The organism is Pseudomonas sp. LFS044, from assembly GCF_047978245.1.
In the GTDB taxonomy this organism is placed as follows: domain Bacteria; phylum Pseudomonadota; class Gammaproteobacteria; order Pseudomonadales; family Pseudomonadaceae; genus Aquipseudomonas.
Window position 1 is genome coordinate 21,198 of record NZ_JBFPFX010000006.1, and the last position, 20,944, is coordinate 42,141.

General features: G+C 62.7%; 18 protein-coding genes and 1 pseudogene. 16 read left to right on the top strand and 3 right to left on the bottom strand.

All coding sequences use genetic code 11. The features are described from left to right. Positions 1 to 4 precede the first annotated feature (4 nt). The 9 genes from ACNQPL_RS06495 to ACNQPL_RS06535 all read left to right on the top strand — a co-directional run bounded on the left by ACNQPL_RS06495 (position 5) and on the right by ACNQPL_RS06535 (position 8,786). On the top strand, positions 5 to 457 hold the full coding sequence (locus ACNQPL_RS06495; RefSeq protein WP_346615230.1) for a MarR family winged helix-turn-helix transcriptional regulator: 453 nt from the start codon (positions 5 to 7) through the stop codon (positions 455 to 457). Continuing rightward, positions 454 to 2,541: an FUSC family protein gene (locus ACNQPL_RS06500; protein WP_416466255.1), complete on the top strand. Its 2,088-nt coding sequence runs from the start codon at positions 454 to 456 to the stop codon at positions 2,539 to 2,541. The genes ACNQPL_RS06495 and ACNQPL_RS06500 overlap by 4 nt, the downstream gene beginning before the upstream one ends. Continuing rightward, on the top strand, positions 2,538 to 2,750 hold the full coding sequence (locus tag ACNQPL_RS06505) for a DUF1656 domain-containing protein (RefSeq protein WP_274908143.1): 213 nt from the start codon (positions 2,538 to 2,540) through the stop codon (positions 2,748 to 2,750). The genes ACNQPL_RS06500 and ACNQPL_RS06505 overlap by 4 nt, the downstream gene beginning before the upstream one ends. Further along, positions 2,747 to 3,622, top strand: coding sequence for an HlyD family secretion protein (locus ACNQPL_RS06510; protein WP_346615232.1), 876 nt, complete (start codon positions 2,747 to 2,749; stop codon positions 3,620 to 3,622). Before ACNQPL_RS06505 ends, ACNQPL_RS06510 begins: the two co-directional genes overlap by 4 nt. Beyond that, on the top strand, positions 3,619 to 5,037 hold the full coding sequence (locus ACNQPL_RS06515) for a TolC family protein (RefSeq protein ID WP_346615233.1): 1,419 nt from the start codon (positions 3,619 to 3,621) through the stop codon (positions 5,035 to 5,037). The genes ACNQPL_RS06510 and ACNQPL_RS06515 overlap by 4 nt, the downstream gene beginning before the upstream one ends. Positions 5,038 to 5,546: 509 nt before the next feature. After that, positions 5,547 to 5,810 (top strand): hypothetical protein, encoded by a 264-nt coding sequence (locus ACNQPL_RS06520; protein WP_416466256.1) that lies wholly within the window; start codon positions 5,547 to 5,549, stop codon positions 5,808 to 5,810. Between the two features lie 32 nt (positions 5,811 to 5,842). Further along, a complete protein-coding gene (locus ACNQPL_RS06525; RefSeq protein ID WP_346615297.1) occupies positions 5,843 to 6,058 on the top strand; it encodes a DUF3077 domain-containing protein in 216 nt (71 codons plus the stop codon). A gap of 200 nt (positions 6,059 to 6,258) precedes the next feature. Continuing rightward, on the top strand, positions 6,259 to 8,199 hold the full coding sequence (locus tag ACNQPL_RS06530; RefSeq protein WP_416466257.1) for an FTR1 family protein: 1,941 nt from the start codon (positions 6,259 to 6,261) through the stop codon (positions 8,197 to 8,199). Positions 8,200 to 8,333: 134 nt separating this feature from the next. Further along, on the top strand, positions 8,334 to 8,786 hold the full coding sequence (locus ACNQPL_RS06535; RefSeq protein ID WP_346615236.1) for a YaiI/YqxD family protein: 453 nt from the start codon (positions 8,334 to 8,336) through the stop codon (positions 8,784 to 8,786). Here the strand turns inward: ACNQPL_RS06535 and elbB are convergent, their stop codons facing one another. Next, positions 8,787 to 9,452 (bottom strand): isoprenoid biosynthesis glyoxalase ElbB, encoded by a 666-nt coding sequence (gene elbB, locus ACNQPL_RS06540; RefSeq protein ID WP_346615237.1) that lies wholly within the window; start codon positions 9,450 to 9,452, stop codon positions 8,787 to 8,789. A gap of 113 nt (positions 9,453 to 9,565) precedes the next feature. Here elbB and ACNQPL_RS06545 point away from each other — a divergent pair. Further along, positions 9,566 to 10,192, top strand: a pseudogene (locus ACNQPL_RS06545) (sterol desaturase family protein); the annotation flags it as partial. Between the two features lie 501 nt (positions 10,193 to 10,693). Here the strand turns inward: ACNQPL_RS06545 and ACNQPL_RS06550 are convergent. Then, positions 10,694 to 11,338: a DedA family protein gene (locus ACNQPL_RS06550; RefSeq protein ID WP_416466258.1), complete on the bottom strand. Its 645-nt coding sequence runs from the start codon at positions 11,336 to 11,338 to the stop codon at positions 10,694 to 10,696. A 215-nt stretch (positions 11,339 to 11,553) separates the two neighbouring features. Here ACNQPL_RS06550 and ppk1 point away from each other — a divergent pair, with 215 nt between their 5' ends. Further along, positions 11,554 to 13,794: a polyphosphate kinase 1 gene (gene ppk1 / locus ACNQPL_RS06555; RefSeq protein ID WP_416466259.1), complete on the top strand. Its 2,241-nt coding sequence runs from the start codon at positions 11,554 to 11,556 to the stop codon at positions 13,792 to 13,794. Here the strand turns inward: ppk1 and ppx are convergent. Next, positions 13,781 to 15,283, bottom strand: coding sequence for an exopolyphosphatase (gene ppx, locus ACNQPL_RS06560; protein ID WP_346615240.1), 1,503 nt, complete (start codon positions 15,281 to 15,283; stop codon positions 13,781 to 13,783). The two genes, ppk1 and ppx, sit on opposite strands and share 14 nt — an antisense overlap. A gap of 243 nt (positions 15,284 to 15,526) precedes the next feature. On the opposite strand from ppx, the gene trxA reads away from it, so the two are divergent. The 5 genes from trxA (at position 15,527) to ACNQPL_RS06585 (ending at position 20,879) form a co-directional block, all read left to right on the top strand. Beyond that, positions 15,527 to 15,856, top strand: coding sequence for a thioredoxin TrxA (gene trxA / locus ACNQPL_RS06565; protein WP_009684153.1), 330 nt, complete (start codon positions 15,527 to 15,529; stop codon positions 15,854 to 15,856). Positions 15,857 to 16,083: 227 nt separating this feature from the next. Then, positions 16,084 to 17,343, top strand: coding sequence for a transcription termination factor Rho (gene rho / locus ACNQPL_RS06570; RefSeq protein WP_003253661.1), 1,260 nt, complete (start codon positions 16,084 to 16,086; stop codon positions 17,341 to 17,343). Between the two features lie 204 nt (positions 17,344 to 17,547). After that, positions 17,548 to 19,014: a 4-hydroxy-3-polyprenylbenzoate decarboxylase gene (gene ubiD / locus ACNQPL_RS06575; protein ID WP_346615241.1), complete on the top strand. Its 1,467-nt coding sequence runs from the start codon at positions 17,548 to 17,550 to the stop codon at positions 19,012 to 19,014. Continuing rightward, entirely contained in the window at positions 19,014 to 19,982 is a 969-nt protein-coding gene (locus ACNQPL_RS06580) for a CDP-6-deoxy-delta-3,4-glucoseen reductase (RefSeq protein WP_416466260.1), read from the top strand. The genes ubiD and ACNQPL_RS06580 overlap by 1 nt, the downstream gene beginning before the upstream one ends. Before the next feature lie 246 nt (positions 19,983 to 20,228). Further along, positions 20,229 to 20,879 (top strand): gamma-glutamylcyclotransferase, encoded by a 651-nt coding sequence (locus ACNQPL_RS06585; RefSeq protein ID WP_346615243.1) that lies wholly within the window; start codon positions 20,229 to 20,231, stop codon positions 20,877 to 20,879. Positions 20,880 to 20,944 lie beyond the last annotated feature (65 nt).

Below are 20,944 nucleotides of genomic sequence, written 5' to 3' on the forward strand. Positions count from 1 at the left end.
TTAGATGACGCTTGATTCCTTGCGCCTGCAAGTCAGCACCGGCATGGTCGTTGCTGCCCGCCACTGGCGGCGTATCTGCCATAGCGCTTTGACCAGCTACGGTATCTCCGAGGCGTGCGCCGCACCCTTGCTGATGATCGTGCGCCTGGGCGATGGCGTGCACCAGGTTGCCGTGGCCCAGGCTGCAGGCCTGGAAAGCCCCTCGCTGGTGCGCCTGCTCGACCAGTTGTGCAAGGCCGGGCTGGTGTGCCGCAGCGAAGACCCACTGGACCGCCGCGCCAAGGCCCTGAGCCTGACCGCCGAAGGCCGCGCCCTGGCCGAAGCCATCGAAGCCGAACTGGTGCGCGTGCGCCACGACGTGCTGCAGGGCATCGACGAGGCCGACCTGCAAGCCGCCTTGCGGGTGCTGCGTGCCTTCGAGGCCGCCGGCCTGGGCACCGCTGGCGGGGTGGCATGAACGGTTTCTTCAGCTCGGTACCGCCTGCCCGCGACTGGTTCTATGGCGTGCGCACCTTTGCCGCGTCGATGATCGCCCTGTACATCGCCTTGCTGATGCAGCTGCCGCGCCCTTACTGGGCGATGGCGACCGTCTACATCGTCTCCAGCCCCTTCGTCGGGCCAACCAGCTCCAAGGCCCTGTATCGCGCCGTGGGCACGCTGCTCGGTGCCGGCGGTGCCATCTTCCTGGTGCCGCCGCTGGTGCAGTCGCCGTTGTTGCTGACGGTGGCCATCGCCTTGTGGACCGGCACCTTGCTGTACCTGTCGCTGAACCTGCGTACGGCCAACAACTACGTGCTGATGCTGGCCGGCTACACGCTGCCGATGATCGCCCTGGCTGTGGTCGACAACCCCTTGGCGGTGTTCGATGTCGCCTCTTCCCGGGCTCAGGAAATCTGTTTAGGGATTGTCTGCGCAGCGGTGGTCGGCGCGATTTTCTGGCCACGCCGCCTCGCGCCTGTGGTGGTCGGCGCCACCGGCAGCTGGTTTACCGAGGCGATCCGCTACAGCGATACCTACCTGGCCCGCGATGTTGCGGCCGATAAAGTGGGAGGCATGCGTGGCGCCATGGTTGCCACCTTCAACTCGCTCGAATTGATGATTGGCCAGCTCGGCCATGAGGGCGCAGGCCCGCATACCCTGAAGAACGCTCGCGAACTGCGTGGGCGGATGATCCACCTGTTGCCGGTGATCGACGCCCTGGATGACGCCCTGGTGGCGCTCGAAGGCCGCGCGCCTGCACAATTCAACCAGTTGCAGCCGGTGCTGGCGGCCGCCCGAGAGTGGCTCAAGGGCACTGCTGAAAGCGCCTCGGTAGCACGCTGGGCCGCCCTGCACGAGCAGATCGACCGCCTGCAGCCCGGTGCCGCCGCCCTCGACCAGCGCGCCGAACTGCTGCTGTCCAATGCGCTTTACCGCCTGAGCGAATGGGCCGACCTCTGGCAGGATTGCTGCACCCTGCAGCATGCCTTGCGCGCGGATGACCCCAAGCCGTGGCGCGCGGTGTACCGTCACTGGCGGCTGGGCCGCCTGACGCCGTTCTTCGACCGAGGGTTGATGCTGTACTCGGTGTTGTCCACGGTGCTTGCGATCATCGTCGCCTGTGGCCTGTGGATCGGCCTGGGCTGGAACGACGGCGCCAGCGCCGTGATTCTGGCCGCGGTATCGTGCAGCTTCTTCGCAGCCATGGACGACCCGGCGCCGCAGATCTACCGGTTCTTTTTCTGGACGTTGATGTCGGTGATCTTCTCCAGCCTGTACCTGTTCCTGGTGCTGCCCAACCTTCACGACTTCCCGATGCTGGTGCTGGCGTTCGCTGTGCCGTTCATCTGCGTCGGCACCCTGACCGTGCAGCCGCGTTTTTACCTGGGCACCTTGCTGACCATCGTCAACACCTCGACCTTCATCAGCATCCAGGGCGCCTACGACGCCGACTTTTTCAGCTTCCTGAATGCCAACCTCGCGGGCCCGGTGGGTTTGCTGTTTGCCTTCATCTGGACCCTGGTAATGCGCCCGTTCGGTGTGGAGCTGGCAGCCAAGCGCATGACCCGCTTCGCCTGGCGCGACATCGTCGAGATGACCGAGCCGGCCACCCTGGCCGAACATCGCCAGGTCGGCGTGCAGATGCTCGACCGCCTGATGCAGCACATGCCGCGGTTGTCGCAAACCGGCCAGGACAGCGGCGTGGCCTTGCGCGACCTGCGTGTGGGCCTGAACCTGCTCGACCTGCTGGCCTACCTGCCGCGTGCTGGCAGCCAGGCCCGCGAGCGCCTGCAAACAGTGATCGATGAAGTCGGCGGCCATTACGCGGCCTGCCTGCGCGCCGGTGAACGCCTGCATGCCCCTGCGGCGCTGCTGCGCAACATGGAGCGCGCACGCCTGGCGCTGAACCTCGACGAACTGTACGAACGCGGCGATGCCCGCACCCACCTGCTGCATGCCCTGAGCGGCCTGCGCCTGGCGCTGCTGCCGGGTGTCGAGGTGATGCTCGAGCCAGCCGAACAACCGCAACTGCCCCCCGGCCTGGACGGAGCGCCCCTGTGATCGGTGAACTGGATATCAGCGGGGTGTTCCTGCCCACGCTGCTGGTGATGATGTTTGGCACCTACCTGCTGTTCCTTGGGGTGCACGCCGTGTTGGTGCGTGTGCATTTCTATCGCCTGGTCTGGCACCGGGCGCTGTTCAATGTTGCTTTGTATGCCGTGCTGCTTGGCGCGGTGGACCACTTTTGCCGAAGCCTGATGCTGCCATGAAAAAACCTTTGCTGACCTTGGGCCGTGTGGTCCTGACCTTGCTGGTAGTGACCTTCGCCGCCGTGCTCGTGTGGCAGATGGTGGTGTACTACATGTTCGCCCCCTGGACCCGCGACGGCCATATCCGCGCCGACGTCATCCAGATCGCCCCGGATGTGTCCGGGTTGATCCAGAAGGTCGAGGTGCGCGACAACCAGACCATCAAACGCGGCGATGTGCTGTTCACCATCGACCAGGACCGCTTCACCCTGGCGCTGCGCCAGGCCAAGGCGACCCTCGGCGAGCGCCAGGAAACCCTGGCCCAGGCTTCCCGCGAAGCACAGCGCAACCGCAAGCTGGGCAACCTGGTGGCGGCCGAGCAGCTGGAAGAAAGCCAGTCCCGCGAGGCGCGCGCCCGTTCGGCGGTCAGCGAGGCCCAGGTGGCCGTCGACAGCGCCCAGCTCAACCTTGACCGCTCGGTGGTGCGCAGCCCGGTAGACGGCTACCTCAACGACCGCGCCCCGCGTAACCACGAATTCGTTACCGCCGGCCGCCCCGTGCTGTCGGTGGTGGACAGCGCTTCGTACCACGTCGATGGTTACTTCGAAGAGACCAAGCTGGGCGGCATCCACATCGGCGATGCCGTGGACATCCGCGTGATGGGCGACAACACCCGCCTGCGTGGCCATGTGCAAAGCTTTGCCGCCGGTATCGAAGACCGCGACCGCAGCAGCGGTGCGAACCTGCTGCCCAACGTCAACCCGGCGTTCAGCTGGGTACGCCTGGCCCAGCGCATCCCGGTGCGCATCGCCTTCGATGAAGTACCGCAAGACTTCCGGATGATTGCCGGGCGTACCGCCACGGTGTCGATCATCGAGGGTCAGCAGCCATGAAACAGCTGATCCTGGCTGGCTTCTGCCTGTCTTTGGGTGCCTGCATGATGGTCGGCCCGGACTACGAAGTGCCAAAGGACGCCGCGGTGCAGCGCAGCGACCTCAATGGCTCGCTGCGCCAGGATGCCGATAGCGTGGTGTCGGCGCCGGTGCCCGAGGACTGGTGGCAGCTGTATCAGGATCAGCGCTTGAACGAACTGGTGCGCCAGGCGCTGAGCGCCAACACCGAACTGCGCGTGGCCGCGGCGAACATCGCCAAGGCCCGTGCGCAGGTCGAAGTGGCCGAGTCGCAGGGCGGCTTCAACGGTGGTATCAAAGCCGGGGCGCAACGCCTGCAAGAGTCGGGTGAAGCCTTCCTGCAGCCGGAGAAGGTACCTGTGGCCAACATCGGCGAGGCAATCATCAGTGCGTCGTACCAATTCGACCTGTGGGGTACTTTCAAGCGCGGTACCGAGGCCGCCAAGGCCAATGCCGATGCCGTGCAGGCGGCTGCCGACACCGCGCGCATCACCCTGGTGGCCGATGTGGTCAAGGCCTACACCCAGGTGTGTTCGGCCAATGAAGAATTCCACATCGCACGCGAGTCGCTCGACCTGCAGCAGCAGAGCGTGCAGCTCAACCAGCGCCTGCGCGATGCTGGCCGGGGCGATGAAACCCAGGTCACCCGCTCGCAGACCCAATTCAAATCGTTGCGCGCCGAGTTGCCGCGTTTCAAGGCCGAGCGCGAAACAGGCCTGTACACCCTGGCCGCGCTGCTGGCCAAGCCGGTGGACAAACTGCCTGCCGGCACCGCCGATTGCGCCGAGCTTCCGCACCTGAACCAGTTGGTTCCGGTCGGTGACGGCGCAGCATTGCTCAAGCGCCGCCCCGACGTGCGCCAGGCCGAGCGCCAGTTAGCGGCGTCTACAGCAACCATCGGTGTGGCCACGGGTGCGCTGTACCCGGACATCAGCATCGGCGCCCAGGTGGGCACCATCGGTATCCTCGAAAACCTCGGCGAGCCTTCGACCAACCGCTGGGGCTTTGGCCCGCAGATCAGCTGGAGCATCCCCACCAACGGCACCCGTGCGCGCATCCGTATGGCCGAGGCTTCTACCCAGGCCGCGCTGGCGCATTTTGATGGGGTGGTGCTGAACGCCATTCGCGAAACCCAGACGCGACTTGCGCAATACAGCGCTTTGCTGGACCGACGCGACGCGCTGGCCGAGGCGGAAAAATCGGCCAAGGAAGCGGCGGATCAAACGCATCGCTATTACCAGGCAGGGCGTGAGTCGTTCCTGGCAGACCTGCAGGCGACCCGCACTTACACCGACATGCGCGCGCAGTTGGCGGCGGCCAACAGCCAGGTGGCGATGGGGCAGATTGGGGTGTTCCTGGCGCTGGGTGGTGGCTGGAAAGATACCGCCAACCCTTGAGGCCCAATCGCCGGCAAGCCGGCTCCCACAGGTTCAGCGGTGCTCTCAGGCTGCAGCTTGGAACTGGCCAACTTTTGGGGGCAGCCCACTCATTGGGGCAGTCCAGGTATCGCAACAAGCCTGAGCCCTGCGCCGAACCGGTGGGAGCTGGCTTGCCGGCGATCGAGGGCAGAGCCCTCGCTTAAGTTCTAGAGCTGTAAGACATTTCCGAACCTGAAACCAAATGCTTCGGTTCTGTATCCCTATGGAATTATCCTACGATCGCTGTCGGACGGCGCTGACTTGGCTGGAATGTGCTCCGGGAATAACGTCCTCAGGTCGCCTTGCAAGGCGATCGGGCGTGAGACACCCGGCTGGTACAGGATGCATCGCTTATGGCGGTCGTGCACGGGCAGACTTTGGTCTGGCCGGGTCTCCTGTACCCCGGGTCTCACCCCGTGTAACGACTGCCACCCAAATTCGTGAGACAAGGCGGAGGGCAGAATTCTTCCATGTACAGGAGTTCGGCCATGAAAAAACTCGTTCCCGATCCGCCCCCATCCGTTCTGCTTCTGCTCGATCCACCCACCATCTCGCTCCCGGACCCACCCACCGCCAGAGAGTGCAGTGCGCTAATCCATGCACTGACCCAGGCCGTGCAGCAGACCACCAGCGTCCTGCTCGACATCCCGCAAGGGCCGCAGCGGGACGCCATGGGCATGAACATCCGCCTGCTATGCCGGATGATCAATGCGTTGAACGAGCATGTAGGTGCTCAAGGAGCCAGACCGTGAGCAAGCGCCCAAGCGATGCCTCGACGGCAGGCATTGAAACCTTCGACCTGTTCAGCCTGAAACCTGATGTGCCGTTCGACCATGCTTTCTCGCAACTCTCGGTGCTACTCGGCTGCATCCGTCACCTCACCACCGAAGCTGAGATGGAAAACGATCGTGTCGCCGGCAGTGCAGCGCGGATTCTCAGTGAGATGGCCAAGGCATTGATTGATGATCTGGAGCGGGGGATGAGCAAGGCTCTTCAGTGAGCTTGTCTATGGGGCCGCTCCGAGGCCCTATGGCCGGCAACCGGCGTCCGCAGTTACAGCGGCGAGCTCAAGTGGTGCGCTGTACGTGTGGGAGCCGGCTTGCCGGCGATGGGCTGCGAAGCAGACCCAAGCTGTTTTGTAGCAAGATTTTTCATGAAATCCGCCCACAAACCTTGAGGTAAGAAGAGTGGAAGTGAACAATGTTCTCTTTCGCATTCCCTTCGAGACTGGCCATGAAAACCCGTTCCCGTCTGCTCGCCTGGCTTCCAGCATTGCTGCTAGGCCCGGTGCTGGCGCTGTGCAGCAGCTTGGCCCACGCCGAAGCCCCCGCCGAGGCCACCAAGGCCTTGCACCTGCTGGACTACATCGGCGCCGACTACCCGCCGACCGTGCGCGACGGCAAAGTGATCGATAGCGGGGAGTACCGCGAGCAACAGGAATTCAGCGCCGTACTGGCCGACTTGGTCAAAGGCCTGCCGGAAAATGCCGAGCAAGCTGCACTGGAGCAAGGGGTGCAAGCCCTGCGCCAGGCCATCGAGCAACGTCAGGAGGGCACAGCAGTCGCCAAGCAGGCCCGTCAGCTAGGGGCTCGCCTGGCGGTGGCCTACGAGGTCAGCCAGGCGCCGGTGATTACACCTGATCCGGCCCGGGGCGCGTCGCTGTACGCACAGAACTGCTCGATCTGCCACGGTGACACTGGCGCAGGCGACGGCCCGGCTGGCGTCGGCCTGGAGCCGGCACCGGCGAACTTGCGTGATGTCGCACGCCTAGACCAGTTGAGCCTGTTCGACCTCTACAACACCCTGGCGCTTGGCATCGACGGCACCGAAATGCCGTCCTTCGCCGACCAACTCGATGACCGCCAGCGCTGGGACGTCGCCGCCTACATCGCCAGTTTCACCGCCGACCCGCAGGCTGCAAAGGGTGACAAGACCTGGAACCTGGCCGACCTGGCCCGCCAGACCCCGGCGGAAGTGGCCGCTAACGAAGGCGCCGCGTTCGTGGAAGCTTTCCGCGCCCAGCGTGCCCAGCCGCCACAGGTCAAGCGTGGCCCGGCGCAGTTGCTCGAATATACCGCCAGTACCCTGGACAAGAGCCTGGCAGCCTACCGCGCAGGCGATCACGATCAGGCCTACGACCTGTCGGTAGCGGCCTACCTGGAGGGCTTCGAACTGGTGGAAAGCTCGCTGGACAACATCGACACCCAGGCGCGCAAGGACACCGAAAAAACCCTGATGGCCTACCGGCAGGCGCTGCAGGACGGCCTGCCGGTGGCCCAGGCAGAACAGCGGCTGGCTGAGGCCAAGGCCAAGCTCGATCAAGCGTCCAGGTTGCTAGGCAGTGATGGCCTGAGTTGGTCGCTGAGCTACATTTCCGGCCTGCTGATTCTGCTGCGTGAGGGCCTTGAAGCCATTCTGGTGCTGGCTGCGATCCTGGCCTTCCTGCGCAACACTGGCCAGCAGTCGGCAGTGCGCAGCGTCAATATCGGCTGGGGCCTGGCGCTGATCGCCGGTTTTGCAACCTGGGCCCTGGCAGCTTATGTGATCAACGTCGGCGGCGCCCAGCGTGAACTGCTCGAAGGGTGCACCGCGCTGTTCGCGGCGGTGATGGTGCTGTGGCTTGGCGTGTGGATGCACGACCGCCGCCATGCCGCGGCTTGGCAGGACTACATCAAGAGCAGCCTGGTCAGCGGCGGCGGGCGTTTCGGCTTTGCCGTGCTGGCGTTTTTCTCGGTGTACCGCGAGCTGTTCGAAGTGATCCTGTTTTACGAAACCCTGTGGCTGCAGGCTGGGCCTGCAGGGCACCAAGCTGTACTGGCCGGTGGCGCAACGGCGCTGGTGCTGCTGGTCGGCCTGGCCTGGGTGATCCTGCGCGGTTCGGCCAAACTGCCGCTGTCGCTGTTCTTCAGCATCAACGCCGGGCTGCTGTGTGCGCTGTCGGTAGTGTTTGCCGGGCACGGCGTGAAGGCGTTGCAAGAGGCAGGCGTGCTGGGCACGCGGCCGGTGGCGTTCTTCGAGTTCGATTGGCTGGGGGTTCATGCCGATGCGTACTCGCTGGCGGCACAGGCGCTGGCGTTGCTGGCGATTGTGGTGCTTTATGGGCGCAGTCGCCTGGCCGAGAAGCGCCGGGCTGCGGTTTAGGTATTGATGCTGCTGGCCTCTTCGCGGGCAAGCCCGCTCCTACAGGTACAGCGCAAGCTTTGAGGCGGCGCGAACCTGTAGGAGCGGGCTTGCCCGCGAAGAGGCCGGTACAGCTCTGAAGAGAGAATTGCTACATGCGCATATGGATCGACGCCGACGCCTGCCCCAAGGCAGCCAAGGACCTGATCGTCAAATTCGCCCTCAAGCGCAAGCTCGAGGTCATCATGGTGGCCGGCCAGGCCGTGGCCAAGCCAGCGTTCGCCGTGGTGCGGCTGATCGTCGTGCCGAGCGGCATGGACGCCGCTGATGATTACCTGGTCGAACATGCCGCACCCGGCGAGCTGGTGATCTGCAGCGATGTGCCATTGGCCGACCGCCTGATCAAGAAGGGTGTCGCGGCGCTAGACCCGCGCGGCCGTGAGTTCGACGAGCGCAACATGGGTGATCGGCTGGCAGTGCGCAACCTGTTCACCGAACTGCGTGAGCAGGGCCAAGTCGGGGGCGGGCAGGCGCCTTATGGCGAACGCGAGAAGCAGGCGTTCGCCAATGCGCTGGACCGTATCCTCACGCGCCTGATCAAGGGCTGATCAGTCACCCTCGTGGGTCAGCTCCAGCACGCGATCCACCAGCTTGTAGATCCCGCCAGCCGCCTCGCTGATCGACGTGGCGACCATGTACGCAGGGGTGGTCACCAGTTTGCGCTGGGTGTCTTCGACGATGTCATGCACATCGCATTCTTCATGCGTACCGCCCATCTTGACCACTGCCGCAGCGGTATCTGCGTCCTTACCGATGGTGCAGACCACGCCTGGGCCGTAGATCTTCGCCGCCAGTGCCGGCGAGATGCAGATCAGCCCAACTGGCTTGCAGGCTTCGGCAAAGGCCTCGGCCAATGCCAGGAGCTCCGGTTGCACCGTGCACTCGGTGCCTTCCACGGCAAAATTGGACAGGTTCTTCGCCGCGCCGAAACCGCCCGGCACGATCAGCGCGTCGAAGTCTTCAACGTTGGCTTCACGGATATCTTTCACTTCGCCCCGGGCAATGCGCGCGGATTCCACCAGCACGTTGCGCGACTCGGGCATCTCCTCACCGGTCAGGTGGTTGATCACATGCATCTGCGCGATGTTCGGCGCAAAGCACTGCACCTGTGCGCCGCGCTGGTCGAGGCGCAGCAGGGTGATCACGCTTTCATGGATTTCGGCGCCGTCGTAGACGCCACAGCCGGAAAGAATCACCGCTACTTTTTTCGTCATGCTCATTACTCCCGTGTCGAGGCGCTAAATGTCCTCTAGTTTGGCAGATGTGGCCATAGGGATTCCCATGGGTGCATCCTAATCTCTGTGGACACCCTTCGAGGCTGCTGTCCATGGACCTGATATTGCTGGCCGTGCCGTTCTTCTTCGTGTTGATTGCGGTTGAGCTGGTTGCCGACCGTGTCCGCGGCCAGCGCAATTTCACCCTGGCCGACTCGATCAACAGCCTGAGCACCGGCGTGCTGTCCACCAGCACCGGGTTGCTGACCAAAGGGGTAGGGCTGCTGACCTATGCGCTGGCCTGGGAGCACCTGGCGCTGCTGCGTTTGCCACATGATGCCTGGTGGGTCTGGCTGCTGGCCTTCGTACTGTACGACTTCTGCTACTACTGGCTGCACCGCCTGGGCCACGAGCGCAACGTGCTGTGGGCAGCCCATTCGGTGCACCACCAGAGCGAGGAATACAACCTCACCACCGCGCTGCGTCAGACCAGCAGCGGCTTCATTTTTTCGTGGGTCTTCTACCTGCCGCTGGCGCTGATTGGCGTGCCGCCACTGGTGTTCATCACCGTGGCGTCGCTCAACCTGTTGTACCAGTTCTGGGTACATACCCGGCACGTTCCCAAGTTGGGCTGGCTCGAATGGGTGCTGATCACGCCGTCCAACCATCGCGTCCACCATGCGCAAAATCCTGTTTACTTGGATCGTAACTACGGCGGTGTGTTCATTTTCTGGGACCGCCTGTTCGGCACCTTCAAGGAAGAAGACCCGGCCGAACCCGTGGTGTTTGGCGTGACCACGCCGCTGGCCAGCTGGAACCCGCTGTGGGCCAACCTGCAGTTTTACGCCCAGCTTTGGGACGACGCCCGGCGCGCCGAGCGCTTCTGGGACAAGCTGCGTATCTGGTTCATGCCCACCGGATGGCGCCCGGCCGATGTGGCCGCGCGTTATCCACAGGCCAAGCAGAACCTGGCCCTGTTCCGCAAATTCGAGATTGCACTGGGGCGGGCGCAGCAGGGGTATGTGCTGCTGCAATTCGCCGTTTATGTGGCGCTGGGCAGTTACCTGATGGATGCCGCCGAGCGAGTGCCGGCAGCGGCCTTGGTGCTGGGCTGGTCGGTGATGGCGTTTGGGCTGTTCACGCTGGGGGCGGCACTGGAGGACAGGCCGTGGGCAGCGCGCCTGGAACTGGCACGCCTGCTGTCGAATGCGCCGGCCCTGTATCTGGCTGGCGCTTTGGGCTTATGGGCGGTTACGCCGCTGGCCTGGTTCCTGCTCGTGTTTTACAGCGTGCTCAGCCTCTGTGGCCTTGCTCTCTGCCGCCGCCTTGCGCTCCGCGCGCAACGTGCGAAAGCGCCTGCGCAGCCAGAGCACGGCGCCCAGCAGCAGCAGGCCACCGAGCACCCATAGCTCGTATTTCTTCACGTTGCCCAGCATGCCTTCGAGAATGGCACCGAAGTGGTACGCAGCAGCGCCCAGTGCCAAGGCCCAGACGGCCGCGCCGATGCCATTGAGCAGCAAGTAGCGGCGTGGTGGGTAGCCAGACAGGCCGATGGCCACGGGCATGACCGTGCGCAGGCCGTAGACGAAGCGGAAGCTCAGCACCCAGATATCGGGGTGGCGGCGAATATGCTCCAGCGCGCGATCGCCCATGGCCTGCCAGCGCGGCTTGCGTGCCAAAATCTTGCGCCCGTGGCGGCGGCCCATGAAGTACCACAGCTGGTCGCCGGCATAGCTGCCGAAGAACGCCACGATCACCACCAGGCTGATGTCCATGTACCCGCGGAACGCAAGAAATCCTGCAAGCACCAGGATGGTCTCGCCTTCGAAGAAGGTGCCTAGAAAAAGGGCAAAATAGCCGAAATCCTGCAGGAATTGTTGAAGCATTTTCTGAGGTGCTGGCGAAATGAACGCGCAGCCTACCCCTTCGCGGGCATTCGTGAAAGTGTCCAAATGTGTCTCGACGTGAACAATTCCTACAAGGACAATGGCTTTGCCCTCAAGCTGCGGCTTGCGTCAGTCTGTAACACAGGCGTCATAATGGCTGCTTATCGTCCCGCTCAATTGATGATAGGGCGTTAACGTCCTCCAGGAACGTCCAGATGAATAATGAAGTGCTAACACCTGTCGTGATCAAGGATGCCGAGGCAGTCCCTGAAGAAATGGTGCAGACCCCACCAGACCTGCCAGAGCTCCCGGAACCTGTAGTCGAGGCCGCCGTCGCGCCTGCCCCTGTGCATGCGCCCACGCCCGCCATCGCCACCCCGAGCCTGGACGACAGCAGCCTGTACATTCATCGCGAACTGTCGCAGTTGCAGTTCAACATTCGCGTGCTGGAGCAGGCACTGGATGAGTCCTACCCGCTGCTCGAGCGGCTGAAATTTCTGCTGATTTTCTCCAGCAACCTCGACGAGTTCTTCGAGATCCGCGTGGCGGGCCTGAAGAAGCAGATCAACTTCGCCCGCGAGCAGGCAGGTGCCGACGGCCTGCAGCCGCATCAGGCGCTGGCGCGCATCAGCGAGCTGGTGCACTTCGAAGTGGAGCGTCAGTACGCGATCCTCAACGATGTGTTGCTGCCGGAGCTTGAGAAGCACGCCATCCGCTTCATCCGCCGCCGTTATTGGACGCCCAAACTCAAGACCTGGGTGCGCCGCTACTTCCGCGACGAGATCGCGCCGATCATCACCCCGATCGGCCTCGACCCGACGCACCCGTTCCCGTTGCTGGTAAACAAGAGCCTCAACTTCATCGTCGAACTCGAAGGTGTCGACGCCTTTGGCCGCGACTCGGGCCTGGCGATCATCCCGGCGCCGCGCCTGCTGCCGCGGGTTATCCGTGTGCCTGAAGAGGTCGGCAGTGCTGGCGACAACTACGTGTTCCTGTCATCGATGATCCACGCCCACGCCGACGACCTGTTCCAAGGCATGAAGGTGAAGGGTTGCTATCAGTTCCGACTGACCCGTAACGCCGACCTGGCGCTGGATTCGGAAGAGGTCGACGACCTCGCCCGCGCCCTGCGCGGCGAGCTGTTCTCGCGCCGTTATGGCGATGCGGTGCGCCTGGAGGTGGCCGATACCTGCCCGAAACACCTGTCCGATTACCTGCTCAAGCAGTTCAGCCTGAGCGAGAGCGAGCTGTATCAGGTCAACGGCCCGGTCAACCTGACCCGCCTGTTCAGCATCACCAGCCTGGACAGCCACCCGGAGCTGCAGTACACGCCGTTCACGCCGGCGATCCCCAAGCTGCTGGTGAATGCCGACAACATCTTCAGTGTGATCAGCAAGCAGGACATCCTGCTGATGCACCCGTTCGAGTCCTTCACCCCGGTGGTCGACCTGCTGCGCCAGGCCGCCAAGGACCCGCATGTGCTCGCCGTGCGCCAGACCCTGTACCGCTCCGGCGCCAACTCGGAGATCGTCGACGCCTTGGTCGATGCCGCGCGTAACGGCAAGGAAGTCACCGCGGTGATCGAGTTGCGTGCGCGTTTCGACGAAGAGTCCAACCTGCAGATGGCCAGCCGCCTGCAGGCCGCGGGCGCGGTGGTGATCTACGGTGTGGTCGGCTTCAAGACCCACGCCAAGATGATGCTGATTCTGCGCCGTGAGCAGGGCGAGATCGTGCGCTATGCGCACCTGGGTACCGGTAACTACCATGCCGGTAACGCCCGCCTGTACACCGACTACAGCCTGCTGACTTCTGACGACGCGCTCACCGAGGACGTCGGCAAACTGTTCAGCCAGCTGATCGGCATGGGCAAGACGCTGCGCATGAAAAAGCTGCTGCACGCGCCGTTCACCCTGAAGAAGGGCATGCTCGACATGATTGCCCGGGAAACGCAGTTCGCCCTCGAGGGCAAACCCGCGCACATCATCGCCAAGTTCAACTCGTTGACCGATGCCAAGGTCATCAAGGCGCTGTACAAGGCCAGCCAGTCGGGCGTGAAGATCGACCTGGTGGTGCGTGGCATGTGCTGCCTGCGCCCAGGCATTCCGGGGGTGTCGCACAACATCCAGGTGCGGTCGATCATTGGCCGCTTCCTCGAGCACACCCGGGTGTTCTACTTCCTCAATGGCGGCGAAGAGCAGATTTACCTGTCCAGCGCCGACTGGATGGAGCGCAACCTCGACAAGCGTGTCGAGACCTGCTTCCCGGTGGAGGGCAAGAAGCTGCTGCTGCGGGTGAAGAAGGAGCTGGAAGGCTACCTGACCGACAACACCCACGCCTGGACGCTGCAGCCTGACGGGCGTTACGTGCGCAGCACGCCGACCGGTAACCAGAACCCGCGCAGTGCCCAGGCGACCCTGCTGGAGCGCCTGAGCAACCCGGTTCTTAACGTACGCTGAGGACGAAATTGACCCGGGCCAGCCACTCCGCCTCGTTGGCGAAGTCGGCCTGGGTCAGTTGGTTCTCTTCCAGCCAGCCCTTCGGGAAGACCACGTTCAGGCTGTTATCGGCAGCCTCGAGCTGCACCTTCGGCATCTGCTGGGTGCCGCGGATGTGGTGGAACAGGATGGCGAAACGCAGCAGCACGCACAGGCGCAGCAGCTTGACGCCTTCATCGCCCAACTCGGCGAACTTGTCCTTGGGAATGTTGCGGCGGTGGCCGCGCACCAGCAGGGCCATCATCTGCTGATCTTCACGGGAGAAGCCCGACAGGTCGGAGTGCTCGATCAGGTAGGCACCGTGCTTGTGGTAGTGGTAATGGGCGATATCCAGCCCGATTTCGTGAATTTTAGCAGCCCAGCCCAGTAGATCGCGCCAGTTTCCATCTTCCAGGTCCCACGCCTTGGCCACTTGGTCAAAGGCATGCAATGCCTTGCGCTCGACCCGTGCAGCCTGGCCCTGGTCAACGTGGTAGCGCTCCATCAGCGAGTTCAGGGTGCGTTCGCGCACGTCTTCGTGATGGTGGCGGCCCAGCAGGTCGAACAGCACGCCTTCACGCAGGGCGCCATCGCAGTGGTCCATGCGCTGCAGTTCCAGTGCATCGAAGATCGCTTCGAGAATCGCCATGCCAGCCGGGAAGATGGCGCGGCGGTCGGGCTTGACCCCGTCGAAATCGATCTTGTCGGCTTCACCCAGCTTGAACATCTTGCGCTTGACCCAGGCCAGGCCTTCGGCGTTGACCTCGCCACTGCCCAGGCCGCCGGCCTTGATCGCGGCGCCAATGGCACGGATGGTCCCGGACGAGCCGATGGCTTCATCCCAGGTCAGGCGGTGCAGGGCATTCTCGATGCTCATAAGCTCCAGGCGCGCAGCGGTGTAAGCCTGGGCGTAGCGGGCCGGGGTGATCTTGCCGTCGCGGAAATAGCGCTGGGTGAAGCTTACGCAGCCCATTTGCAGGCTTTCACGCAGCAGTGGCTCGAAACGTTGGCCAATGATGAACTCGGTGCTGCCACCGCCGATGTCGGCCACCAGGCGCTTGCCAGGGGTGTCGGCCAGGGTGTGGGACACGCCCAGGTAGATCAGGCGCGCTTCTTCACGGCCGGAAATCACTTCGACAGGGTGCCCGAGAATGGCCTCGGCACGCTGGATGAATTCGTTGCGGTTACGCGCTTCGCGCAGGGCGTTGGTGCCAACGATACGTACGGCGCCAGCGGGCATGCCGTTTATCAGCTGGGCAAAGCGCTTGAGGCATTCAAGGCCCCGTTCCATGGCTTCTTCGCTGAGCTTGCGCGCTTCGTCGATGCCGGCGGCCAGCTGAACCTTTTCGCCGAGACGCTCGAGAATGCGGATCTCGGTGTGGTGAGCCTTGGCCACGACCATGTGAAAACTGTTGGAGCCTAGGTCGATGGCGGCGATCAGAGACAGGTTCTTCGCGGAGGTATGCGGCATGATCTGAGGGTTCTCGGTCGTTAACCTGGCAATCGTGCCACGATACTTGGCTGTCGCCAACGCGCGGCACGCCAAGGGTTGATGCAAGGCAATGTGCCATTCGATGCTATGACACTTATGTGACAGTTTCGATTCGTGGCGTCTTGCACAACTATAGTGACACTCAATCGTCCGCGACTTCCTGTAGGGCGTGGGTGCGGCTATGATGGGCCACGTTTTTTGCTTACGACCCTGGAGATATCCATGAGCAGCGATCTGATCAAACACGTCACCGACGCCACCTTCGAGGCCGAAGTCCTGCAAGCCCAAGGCCCGGTGCTGGTCGACTACTGGGCTGAATGGTGTGGCCCATGCAAGATGATCGCTCCAGTCCTGGACGACATCGCTTCCACCTACGAGGGCAAACTGACCGTCGCCAAGCTGAACATCGACGACAACCAGGAAACCCCGGCCAAGCACGGCGTGCGTGGCATCCCGACGCTGATGCTGTTCAAGAACGGCAACGTCGAGGCCACCAAGGTGGGCGCACTGTCCAAATCCCAGCTGGCCGCGTTCCTCGACGCCCACCTGTGATGAGAAAAGCCCCGGAAACCCCGGGGCTTTTCTTTTCCAACCCACTAGACGTCGAAAAAAGCAAGTGTTACATTCGGCCTCGCACTGCTTCTCCAGTGCCCCCTGCACGCCGTCGCCGACGCACTCCTAATTAGAATCTGTGCGCGATCCTATCGCCTTCTAGCGGCGCGGCTTCATTAAGCCAGAAGCTTAATCCTCCCTTCATACATGATTACGTCACTCCCCTTATGAACCTGACTGAACTCAAGCAAAAGCCGATTACCGATCTGCTGGAAATGGCCGAACAGATGGGCATCGAAAACATGGCCCGTTCGCGCAAACAGGACGTGATTTTCGCCCTGCTGAAAAAGCACGCGAAAAGCGGCGAAGAGATCTCGGGTGACGGCGTGCTGGAGATTCTCCAGGATGGTTTCGGTTTCCTGCGTTCGGCTGATGCGTCCTACCTGGCCGGCCCTGACGACATCTACGTCTCGCCTAGCCAGATCCGCCGTTTCAACCTGCGTACCGGCGACACCATCGTCGGCAAGATCCGCCCGCCAAAGGAAGGGGAGCGTTACTTCGCCCTGCTGAAGGTCGACACGATCAACTTCGATCGCCCTGAAAACGCGAAGAACAAGATCCTGTTCGAAAACCTGACGCCGCTGTTCCCCAACAAGCGCCTGAAGATGGAAGCCGGCAACGGCTCCACCGAAGACCTGACCGGCCGCGTCATCGACCTGTGCGCCCCGATCGGCAAAGGCCAGCGTGGCCTGATCGTTGCTCCGCCGAAAGCGGGCAAGACGATCATGCTGCAGAACATCGCGGCGAACATCACCCGTAACAACCCCGAGTGCCACCTGATCGTTCTGCTGATCGACGAGCGTCCGGAAGAAGTGACCGAAATGCAGCGCACCGTGCGCGGCGAAGTGGTTGCCTCGACCTTCGACGAGCCGCCGACCCGTCACGTACAGGTTGCCGAGATGGTGATCGAGAAGGCCAAGCGCCTGGTCGAGCACAAAAAGGATGTGGTCATCCTGCTCGATTCCATCACCCGCCTGGCGCGTGCTTACAACACCGTGATCCCAAGCTCCGGCAAGGTGCTGACCGGTGGTGTCGACGCCCATGCCCTGGAGAAGCCGAAGCGCTTCTTCGGTGCCGCACGTAACATCGAGGAAGGCGGTTCGCTGACCATCATCGCCACCGCGCTGGTAGAAACCGGCTCGAAGATGGACGAAGTGATCTACGAAGAGTTCAAGGGTACCGGCAACATGGAACTGCCCCTGGACCGCCGCATCGCCGAGAAGCGCGTGTTCCCGGCCATCAACATCAACCGCTCCGGCACCCGCCGCGAAGAGCTGCTGACTGCCGATGACGAACTGCAGCGCATGTGGATCCTGCGCAAGCTGCTGCACCCGATGGACGAGATCGCCGCCATCGAGTTCCTGGTCGACAAGCTCAAGCAGACCAAGACCAACGACGAGTTCTTCCTGTCGATGAAGCGCAAGTAAGCGGTTAGATCGGTCAAGTAATGATTGGGGCTGCTTCGCAGCCCATCGCCGGCAAGCCGGCCCCCACAGGTCCTCTGCGAGCCTTGTGGGGGCTGGCTTGACGGCGATGGGAGGCGAAGCGGCCCCAAGTCATTTTTGGCCATTGCACGCCGTTCGGCGCTACACTCTGCACCCCGACCGATACGGCCAACACGAGGCTCATGCATGCAGTATCGCGATTTGCGCGACTTCATCCGTGGCCTGGAGCAGCGCGGCGAACTCAAGCGCATCCAGGTTCCTATCTCCCCTGTCCTGGAAATGACCGAGGTGTGCGACCGCACCCTGCGTGCCAAGGGCCCGGCCTTGCTGTTCGAAAAGCCCACAGGCTTCGATATGCCAGTGCTCGGCAACCTGTTCGGCACCCCGCAGCGGGTGGCCATGGGCATGGGCGCCGAATCGGTCGATGAGCTTCGCGAGATCGGCAAGCTGCTGGCCTTCCTCAAGGAGCCAGAGCCGCCGAAGGGCCTGAAAGATGCCTGGTCGAAGCTGCCGATCTTCAAGAAGGTCGTGTCGATGGCGCCGAAAGTGGTCAAGGATGCGGTGTGTCAGGAAGTCGTGGTCGAGGGCGATGATGTCGACCTCGGCCAGTTGCCGATCCAGCACTGCTGGCCAGGTGACGTGGCACCGCTGATCACCTGGGGCCTGACCGTGACCCGCGGCCCCAACAAGGACCGCCAGAACCTGGGCATCTATCGCCAGCAGGTCATCGGCCGCAACAAGGTCATCATGCGCTGGTTGAGCCACCGTGGCGGCGCGCTGGACTATCGCGAGTGGTGCGAAAAGAACCCTGGCCAGCCGTTCCCGGTTGCCGTGGCCCTGGGCGCGGACCCTGCGACCATTCTCGGTGCAGTGACGCCGGTGCCCGATACCCTGTCCGAATACGCCTTCGCCGGCCTGTTGCGCGGCAACCGTACCGAACTGGTGAAGTGCCGTGGCAGCAACCTGCAGGTGCCGGCAACTGCCGAGATCATCCTCGAAGGCGTGATCCATCCAGGCGAAATGGCGCCAGAAGGCCCTTACGGCGATCACACCGGCTACTACAACGAAGTGGACAGCTTCCCAGTGTTCACTGTCGAGCGCATCACCCATCGGCAAAAACCGATCTACCACAGCACCTACACCGGGCGGCCGCCTGATGAGCCGGCGATCCTCGGTGTGGCGTTGAACGAAGTGTTCGTGCCGATCCTGCAAAAGCAGTTCCCGGAGATCATCGACTTCTACCTGCCACCGGAAGGCTGCTCGTACCGCATGGCGGTGGTGACCATCAAGAAGCAGTACCCAGGCCACGCCAAGCGCGTGATGCTGGGTGTGTGGTCGTTCCTGCGACAGTTCATGTACACCAAATTCGTTATCGTCACCGACGACGATATCAATGCCCGTGACTGGAATGACGTGATCTGGGCCATCACCACGCGCATGGACCCCAAGCGTGATACGGTGATGATCGACAACACGCCGATCGACTACCTCGACTTCGCGTCGCCGGTATCGGGCCTGGGGTCGAAGATGGGCCTGGATGCCACGCACAAGTGGCCGGGCGAGACGACACGCGAATGGGGCCGGGTCATCGTCAAGGACGAGGCCGTCACCCGCCGCATCGATGAGCTGTGGGATCAGTTGGGAATAGATTGATGCAGGTAACGTTGCAGCCGTCCGGGGCAGTGCTGGCGCTTGAACCCGGGGAACGGATCCTGGATGGAGCGCGGCGGCTGGGCTATGACTGCCCGAACAGCTGCCGCAATGGCAATTGCCATGTCTGCGCCGCATTGTTGGTCGAAGGTCGCGTTCTACAGAACGGTGAAGAACGCGATCATGGCGAGCTGTTCACATGCATCGCCGAACCGCTGGAGGACTGTGTTTTGCTCTGGGATGGTGTGCTGGCCCTGGGCGAGCTGCCAGTGCGAAAGCTGGCATGCAGCGTTACTGAATGCGTTGATGTCGGCGGCGACGTCTGGCGCGTGCGCTTGCGCGCGCCGGCTGGCAAGCCGCTGCGCTATCACGCCGGGCAGTACCTGATGATCGAGCGCGAAGGTGGCAAGCAGGCGGCGTTTTCGCTGGCTTCGGCACCCCATAGCGGGCGTGATCTGGAGCTGCACGTGCTGGCGCGTGAAGCCAGCGCCTTGCAGTTGCTCGAGCAATTGCAGCGCGACGGCCTGGCACGCATAGAGATGCCTTTCGGTGACACTCATCTGGCCGAGCTACCCGATGGGCCGCTGGTGCTGATCGCCGCCGGTACCGGCATGGGGCAGATGCACAGCTTGGTAGAGCACTGCCGCGCCCAGGGTTTCAAGCACCCGGTGCACCTCTACTGGGGTGTGCGCCGCCCCGAAGACTTCTACGCCATCGAACACTGGGACGAATGGGAACGCTTGCCCAACCTGTTCCTGCACAAAGTGGTGAGTGATCTGTGTGGTTGGGAAGGCCGCTGCGGCATGCTGCACGAAGCGGTGTGTGAAGACGTTCAGGACCTCAACACGGTCCACGTCTACGCCAGCGGTTCACCTAACATGGTCTATGCCACCCTCGACGCCCTGGTCGAAGCCGGTATGGATGCCCACCGCATGCGTGCCGATGTGTTTGCCTACGCGCCGCGTGGTTAATAACCAAAGTTTCAGGTAGTGGGTATAAGGCGGTAATTATTACCGCCTTGGCTAATAACTTTCACTATACTCGGAACAATGCTCTCCAATCGTCGGAAGTTCGCGTAAAACTTAGGTCTCGGGGCTTGAGTGTTGGCGTGTTTCTATCCTAAGGTGAAGGCAAGCACCCTAGGTGTGGGGCTCTGGCCCCGTCTCGCAGCGACTTTCGCTACATCGGTAGTTCACAGGGAATAATGGCGGCAGCTTATGTCGGCAATTGAAAGTTTGTCCTGGAAAAGTGCTTATCCTCCGGCGCTCGACTTCGGCCAGCAATTGACCCGCGAGCAATTGATCAACTCCATGCAGATGACCATGTCACGCCATGAAGGTGGCCCGGTGTGGCTGTTTGCCTATGGTTCGTTGATCTGGCGCCCGGAATGCAGTTCGGTTGAACGCCAGCGCGCGCGCGTGCATGGCTATCACCGTGGGCTGTATTTGTGGTCGCACGAGCACCGTGGCACCCCGGAAACCCCGGGCCTGGTGTTCGGCCTGGACCGCGGCGGTTCGTGCAGTGGTTTTGCCTATCGCCTGGATGAGAGCAACCTCGATGACTCGCTGATGGCCCTGTGGCAAAGGGAGATGCCGTTCCCCGCCTATCGTCCGCATTGGCTCAGTTGCCGGTTGGGTGATGGCAGCAAGGTTCAGGCACTTGGTTTTGTGCTGGAACGGCACCTGCCGTGCTACGCCGGTAACCTGCCGGACACCTTGCTCAGCCAGATCCTGGCAAGCGCCAAGGGGCGTTATGGCACCACACGCGAGTATGTCGAGCAGACGTTGAATGCACTGCGCAATCACCAGATGCCGGATCGCAACCTGGAGGCGCGCTTCAGGCGCTGCCATAACCTGCGCGAGGTTTGATCCAGCCTGTTGCGGCCTCATCGCCGGCGAGTCGCTTAGGATTACGCCGGCACCTGGAGGCGCCA

Bases quoted from the DNA above. Each gene is read 5' to 3' on its own strand.
- ACNQPL_RS06495 (WP_346615230.1), top strand. From the start codon at position 5: ATGACGCTTGATTCCTTGCGCCTGCAAGTCAGCACCGGCATGGTCGTT.
- ACNQPL_RS06500 (WP_416466255.1), top strand. From the start codon at position 454: ATGAACGGTTTCTTCAGCTCGGTACCGCCTGCCCGCGACTGGTTCTAT.
- ACNQPL_RS06510 (WP_346615232.1), top strand. From the start codon at position 2,747: ATGAAAAAACCTTTGCTGACCTTGGGCCGTGTGGTCCTGACCTTGCTG.
- ACNQPL_RS06515 (WP_346615233.1), top strand. From the start codon at position 3,619: ATGAAACAGCTGATCCTGGCTGGCTTCTGCCTGTCTTTGGGTGCCTGC.
- ACNQPL_RS06520 (WP_416466256.1), top strand. From the start codon at position 5,547: ATGAAAAAACTCGTTCCCGATCCGCCCCCATCCGTTCTGCTTCTGCTC.
- ACNQPL_RS06530 (WP_416466257.1), top strand. From the start codon at position 6,259: ATGTTCTCTTTCGCATTCCCTTCGAGACTGGCCATGAAAACCCGTTCC.
- ACNQPL_RS06535 (WP_346615236.1), top strand. From the start codon at position 8,334: ATGCGCATATGGATCGACGCCGACGCCTGCCCCAAGGCAGCCAAGGAC.
- elbB (WP_346615237.1), bottom strand. From the start codon at position 9,452: ATGACGAAAAAAGTAGCGGTGATTCTTTCCGGCTGTGGCGTCTACGAC.
- ACNQPL_RS06550 (WP_416466258.1), bottom strand. From the start codon at position 11,338: ATGCTTCAACAATTCCTGCAGGATTTCGGCTATTTTGCCCTTTTTCTA.
- ppk1 (WP_416466259.1), top strand. From the start codon at position 11,554: ATGAATAATGAAGTGCTAACACCTGTCGTGATCAAGGATGCCGAGGCA.
- ppx (WP_346615240.1), bottom strand. From the start codon at position 15,283: ATGCCGCATACCTCCGCGAAGAACCTGTCTCTGATCGCCGCCATCGAC.
- trxA (WP_009684153.1), top strand. From the start codon at position 15,527: ATGAGCAGCGATCTGATCAAACACGTCACCGACGCCACCTTCGAGGCC.
- rho (WP_003253661.1), top strand. From the start codon at position 16,084: ATGAACCTGACTGAACTCAAGCAAAAGCCGATTACCGATCTGCTGGAA.
- ubiD (WP_346615241.1), top strand. From the start codon at position 17,548: ATGCAGTATCGCGATTTGCGCGACTTCATCCGTGGCCTGGAGCAGCGC.
- ACNQPL_RS06580 (WP_416466260.1), top strand. From the start codon at position 19,014: ATGCAGGTAACGTTGCAGCCGTCCGGGGCAGTGCTGGCGCTTGAACCC.
- ACNQPL_RS06585 (WP_346615243.1), top strand. From the start codon at position 20,229: ATGTCGGCAATTGAAAGTTTGTCCTGGAAAAGTGCTTATCCTCCGGCG.